This window comes from Streptomyces sp. NPDC050264, from assembly GCF_040655895.1.
Taxonomy (GTDB): Bacteria; Actinomycetota; Actinomycetes; order Streptomycetales; family Streptomycetaceae; genus Streptomyces.
In genome coordinates, this window is the sequence record NZ_JBFAKV010000032.1 from 80,616 (window position 1) to 84,696 (window position 4,081).

Genomic DNA, 4,081 nt, shown 5'->3' on the forward strand with positions numbered 1-4,081 from the left:
GACCGGCTATCGGCTGGCCCAGGCCGAGGACGACCAGGTCGCCATCGCCCGCATCCTCGCGAACCCGAACATCAGCGATGCACTCCGCGCCGCCGCCAACGACGCTCTCGACGACGGCTCCCCGGAGGCTCTGCGCTACTTCCGTGAGGTGGGGCAGTACGAGGTGGACGGCTAGGCAGAACGGGGGCGGAGTCCGGGGAGGGGTATCGGGGAGCGCGGCCGCAAGGGTGCGGCCCGGGTCGGGGCGCGGTGGGCGGCTCATGGCGGGTGAGCGGTCTCGGGGAGGAGCCCGAGCTGTCCGGCGGCGGCCGCGGTCGGGTGACTTCTCCGCGATCCCCCTGTACGTGCCGCACATGATCGCCGCCGGCCCGGACAGCGCCCGCGCTCGACGTGGACCGTTCAACGCGGTGGGCGCGGAGAGGGGCGACATCTTTCTTGGCCCGCCCGCGACCACCCCCGCAGACCTGCCTCCGGGACAGGTGGCACACCCCTGAAGAGCGAGCCCCGACAGGAGGGCGTGACCGGGCCGTCCCGGTCACGCCCTCTTTGTTTCCAGATTTTCCGGACCACGCCCGAACAGCATGGCTTACAGCCGTAAGTTTATTGCCGTAGCCCCTTGCTGGATCCGCCCTGACGCCTATAACCTTACGGCCGTAAGCACACGGCGGTAACCCATAGGAGTACGTCATGACCAGCACCGTCACCAACACGGTCACCGCGACCGAGATCCTCCTGCCCGGCAAGGTCGAGCCCGAGGGCCTGGAGCTGCGGACCCGCGAGCTGCCGGACCCGGACAAGGGGCAGGTGGTCCTGCGGATGGAGGCGACCGGTGTCTGCTTCGCCGAGCAGCAGATGCGCCGCGGCAAGTACTACGACCAGCCGCCCTTCCCCTTCGTGCCCGGCTACGACCTGGTCGGCACCGTCACCGCGGTCGGACCGGAAACCGATGCCGCGCTGGTCGGACGCCGGTTCGCCGCAGTCACCAAGGTCGGAGCCTGGGCGAGCCACCTGCTCGTCGACGCCGCCGACCTGATGCCCGTCCCCGACGGGATCGACGCGGCCACCGCCGAGACGGTCGTCGTCAACGGCATCACCGCCTGGCAGTTGCTGCACCGCATCGCCAAGGTCAGCGCCGGCCAGACCATCGTCGTACTGGGCGCGAACGGCGGCGTCGGCTCCACCCTCGTCCAGCTCGCGGCGCACGCCGGCATCACCGTCATCGGCACCGCCGCACCCCGCCACCACGCCGCCCTGCGTGAACTCGGCGTCACCCCCGTCGACTACCGCGACCCCGACCTGTACGCACGCATCCGCGAACTGGCCCCCGACGGCGTGGACGCGGTCTTCGACCACGTCGGCGGCCCCGCCATCGAGGACTCCTGGCAGCTGCTGCGCCGCGGCGGCACCCTCGCCTCCTACGGCACCGCCGCCAGCAAGGACGAAGAAGGCAACTCCCAGCTCCCCGTCCTCAAGCTCTTCGCCCGCCTGAACACCTGGAACGCCCTGCCCAACGGCAAGAGCGCCGGCTTCTACAACTTCTGGGCCGGCAAGCGCCGTTGCCGTACCTCCTGGCAGCGCCGTATGACCGAGGACCTCACCCAGGTCCTGCGCCTGGTCGCCGACGGCTCCCTCGTCCCGCAGATCGCCGCCAAGTTCGCCCTGACCGACACCGTCGCCGCCCTGCGGCTCGCCGAGTCCCGCACCGTCGCCGGCAAGGTCGTCATCGTCCCCGAGATCTGACACCCGGCGTGCCCCAACGCCCGCTACTCCCACTGCCGTTCCCCTTCACCCCGCTACGCCGCGCACATCCGACCCGGAGGTATCCGCCATGTCCCTCACCGCCACCGCTGTGCCGACCGCCGTCACCCCAGGTACGGCGCACACCCCGGGCGAGGTCGACAACCGTTCGACGTACGTCAGCTTCGGACTCGCCTACGTGTTGGGCCACGGTTCCGCGGCCCTCTCCAAGGGCGACACACCCGTGCTCGACCTGCCCGGCTGGCTTCCCATGACCCTCCTCGGCGCCGGACTCGCCGTGGGTACCGTGCTGGCCACCCGCGCCGCCCTGCGCGCCCAGAACACCGCCACCGACCCGGGCGAAATCCTCTCCGGCAAACTCCTCGGCGCGGCCTGGGTCACCGCCTTTGCCGCCCTCTTCCTCACCATCACCGGCCTCGCGGCCGCCATCGACCACCCCGCCGTCCAGACCCTGCTGTGGCCCACCGGCTCCGGCCTGATCGTCGGCCTCATCTACGTCGCCGAAGGCGCCGCACGCCGCAACCCGCTCCACTACGGCCTCGGCACCTGGCTCGCCCTGACCTCCACCGGAGCCCTTCTCCTCGGCGACCCCGCCTTCTACTGGGTCCTCACCCTCGCTGGCGGCGGCGCCTACGCCCTCGCCGCCCTCCTCGAACGCCGCCGCCTCACGTCCACTCCGCGCTGAGCGTCCGGGGCCCACACCGAGCGGCCCTGGGCGGGCGACACGAAGCGGACCGCGAGAAGCCGGTCTCCTCCCTCCGGGACAGAAACTGAGAGGGAGGCCGAACTGGCCTTACAGGCAGCAGACTTCGACCGTTGGCGCCGGGACGGAAGGTGGCAGAGTGAAGGACACCGGATCAGTAACAGCGTCGGCCCGTGCGAAGCAGGCCCGCATCCGCAACCGCCGCGGGGAGGGCGGGCGGCTGCGTGAGGAGATCATCGACGCGGCGGCGGAACTGCTCGACGAGACCGGGGACCAGCACGCCGTCACCCTGCGAGCGGTCGCCCGTCGGGTCGGGATCGCCACCCCCTCGATCTACCCGCACTTCCCGGACCAGCCCGCCATCCTCCTGGCCGTCGTACAACGAGAGTTCACCGGACTGGAGAGCCGACTGGACGCAGCGTTGGGGCAGGCCGGCGGCGATCCGCGACGACGACTGCTGGCCGTCTGCGAGACCTACCTCGACTTCGCCGGTCGCCACCCTCAGCGCTACCGCACCATGTTCGGCGGCCTGTGGACGCCGAGCCTGGGAGACAGCTCGCTCACCGAGACGGATCTCGTCACGCTCGGCGCGCCGTGCATGCTGGTGCTCGTCGCCGCGCTGGGTGACTGCGTCGCCGCCGGTTCGGTCACGAGCACCGATGTGTCCGCCGACGCGACGGCGTTGTGGGTGGGCCTGCACGGACTCGCTCACCAGCGCGTCGTCTCGCCGTCCTTCCCCTGGCCCCAGGACATCACCGAGCGGCTCATCACCTCACTCGCGCACCTGGCCGAGACGACCGGGACCTGAGACGCGCACCAGCTGTCGCTCTCCTCGCCCTGCACCACCAACACAGGAGCAAGTCGTGGACGCGGTAAGCGATGTCGCCACGGTCGCCGACGAGGGGCGGCGGATCGTCCACTTCCTCGACGAGTCCGACGTCCGCAGGGTCGTCGACCGGCCGGCCGCGTTGTCGGGACGGACGGTCGATGCCTGTCGACCCGGCAGTTCCAGTGCTGTGCTCCGCTGGAGCATGCCGGGCGAACAGCTCATGAAATGCGGATCGTGCGAGCGTCCGGTCCGGAGTACGAGAGGGAGTCGCCGTTCGCCGGCCTCCAGCAGCCGAGCATGCCGATGCCGGCGTACCTCCCCCACTGCGGAACGCGCTCGGCCTCACCGACCACGACCTCGTCGGGCGTGCGGACGTTGCGGACACCCCGGCGTCACCGTCGTCTTCCTGAAGGTGCACGAAGGAAATACGAGCAGCGTCGGCGGACACTCCGGCAGCGCACGCCGGACGCCTGCCGCGCGCGAGGCGTTCACCCGGACTGTGGGTGAGCGGCCCTCGTGCTGTGTACGACGCCCGCGCGGTTCCTCGGCGTTAGTGAGGCGTTAGTGGTCGGCGATCAGACGTTAGTGGTGCCGGGCAGTGTTGTGGTCGTACCGGGGAGAGCCCGGGGAAACAACGACACCGACCGCTTCAGGGAGACCCGACATGCGCGCCACCACCGCTCGTATCGCCAGCCGCCGCAACCTGCGGATCGCCGCCGCGACCCTGACGGCGGTCGCGGGGCTGTCCCTGACGGCCTGCTCCGGCTCGGACACCGACGCGGCGAGCGGCG

Annotated in this window: 4 protein-coding genes; all 4 read left to right on the forward strand. The window is 70.9% G+C overall.

Annotated features, from left to right (window positions below; genetic code table 11):
* Positions 1-175, forward strand: a 175-nt coding sequence (locus AB0J02_RS38510) for an ALF repeat-containing protein (RefSeq protein ID WP_363198547.1), incomplete at its 5' end; no start/stop codon positions are given.
* Between the two features lie 512 nt (positions 176-687).
* Complete coding sequence (locus AB0J02_RS38515) at positions 688-1,740, forward strand: medium chain dehydrogenase/reductase family protein (RefSeq protein WP_363198543.1); 1,053 nt, start codon at positions 688-690, stop codon at positions 1,738-1,740.
* An 88-nt stretch (positions 1,741-1,828) separates the two neighbouring features.
* Positions 1,829-2,443: an ABC transporter permease gene (locus AB0J02_RS38520; protein WP_363198544.1), complete on the forward strand. Its 615-nt coding sequence runs from the start codon at positions 1,829-1,831 to the stop codon at positions 2,441-2,443.
* Between the two features lie 157 nt (positions 2,444-2,600).
* Positions 2,601-3,269, forward strand: a complete 669-nt coding sequence (locus AB0J02_RS38525; RefSeq protein WP_363198545.1) for a TetR/AcrR family transcriptional regulator — start codon at positions 2,601-2,603, stop codon at positions 3,267-3,269.
* Positions 3,270-4,081: the final 812 nt, after the last annotated feature.

Excerpts from the sequence above, each read along its gene's own strand:
- AB0J02_RS38515 (WP_363198543.1), top strand. The coding sequence starts at position 688 with ATGACCAGCACCGTCACCAACACGGTCACCGCGACCGAGATCCTCCTG.
- AB0J02_RS38520 (WP_363198544.1), top strand. The coding sequence starts at position 1,829 with ATGTCCCTCACCGCCACCGCTGTGCCGACCGCCGTCACCCCAGGTACG.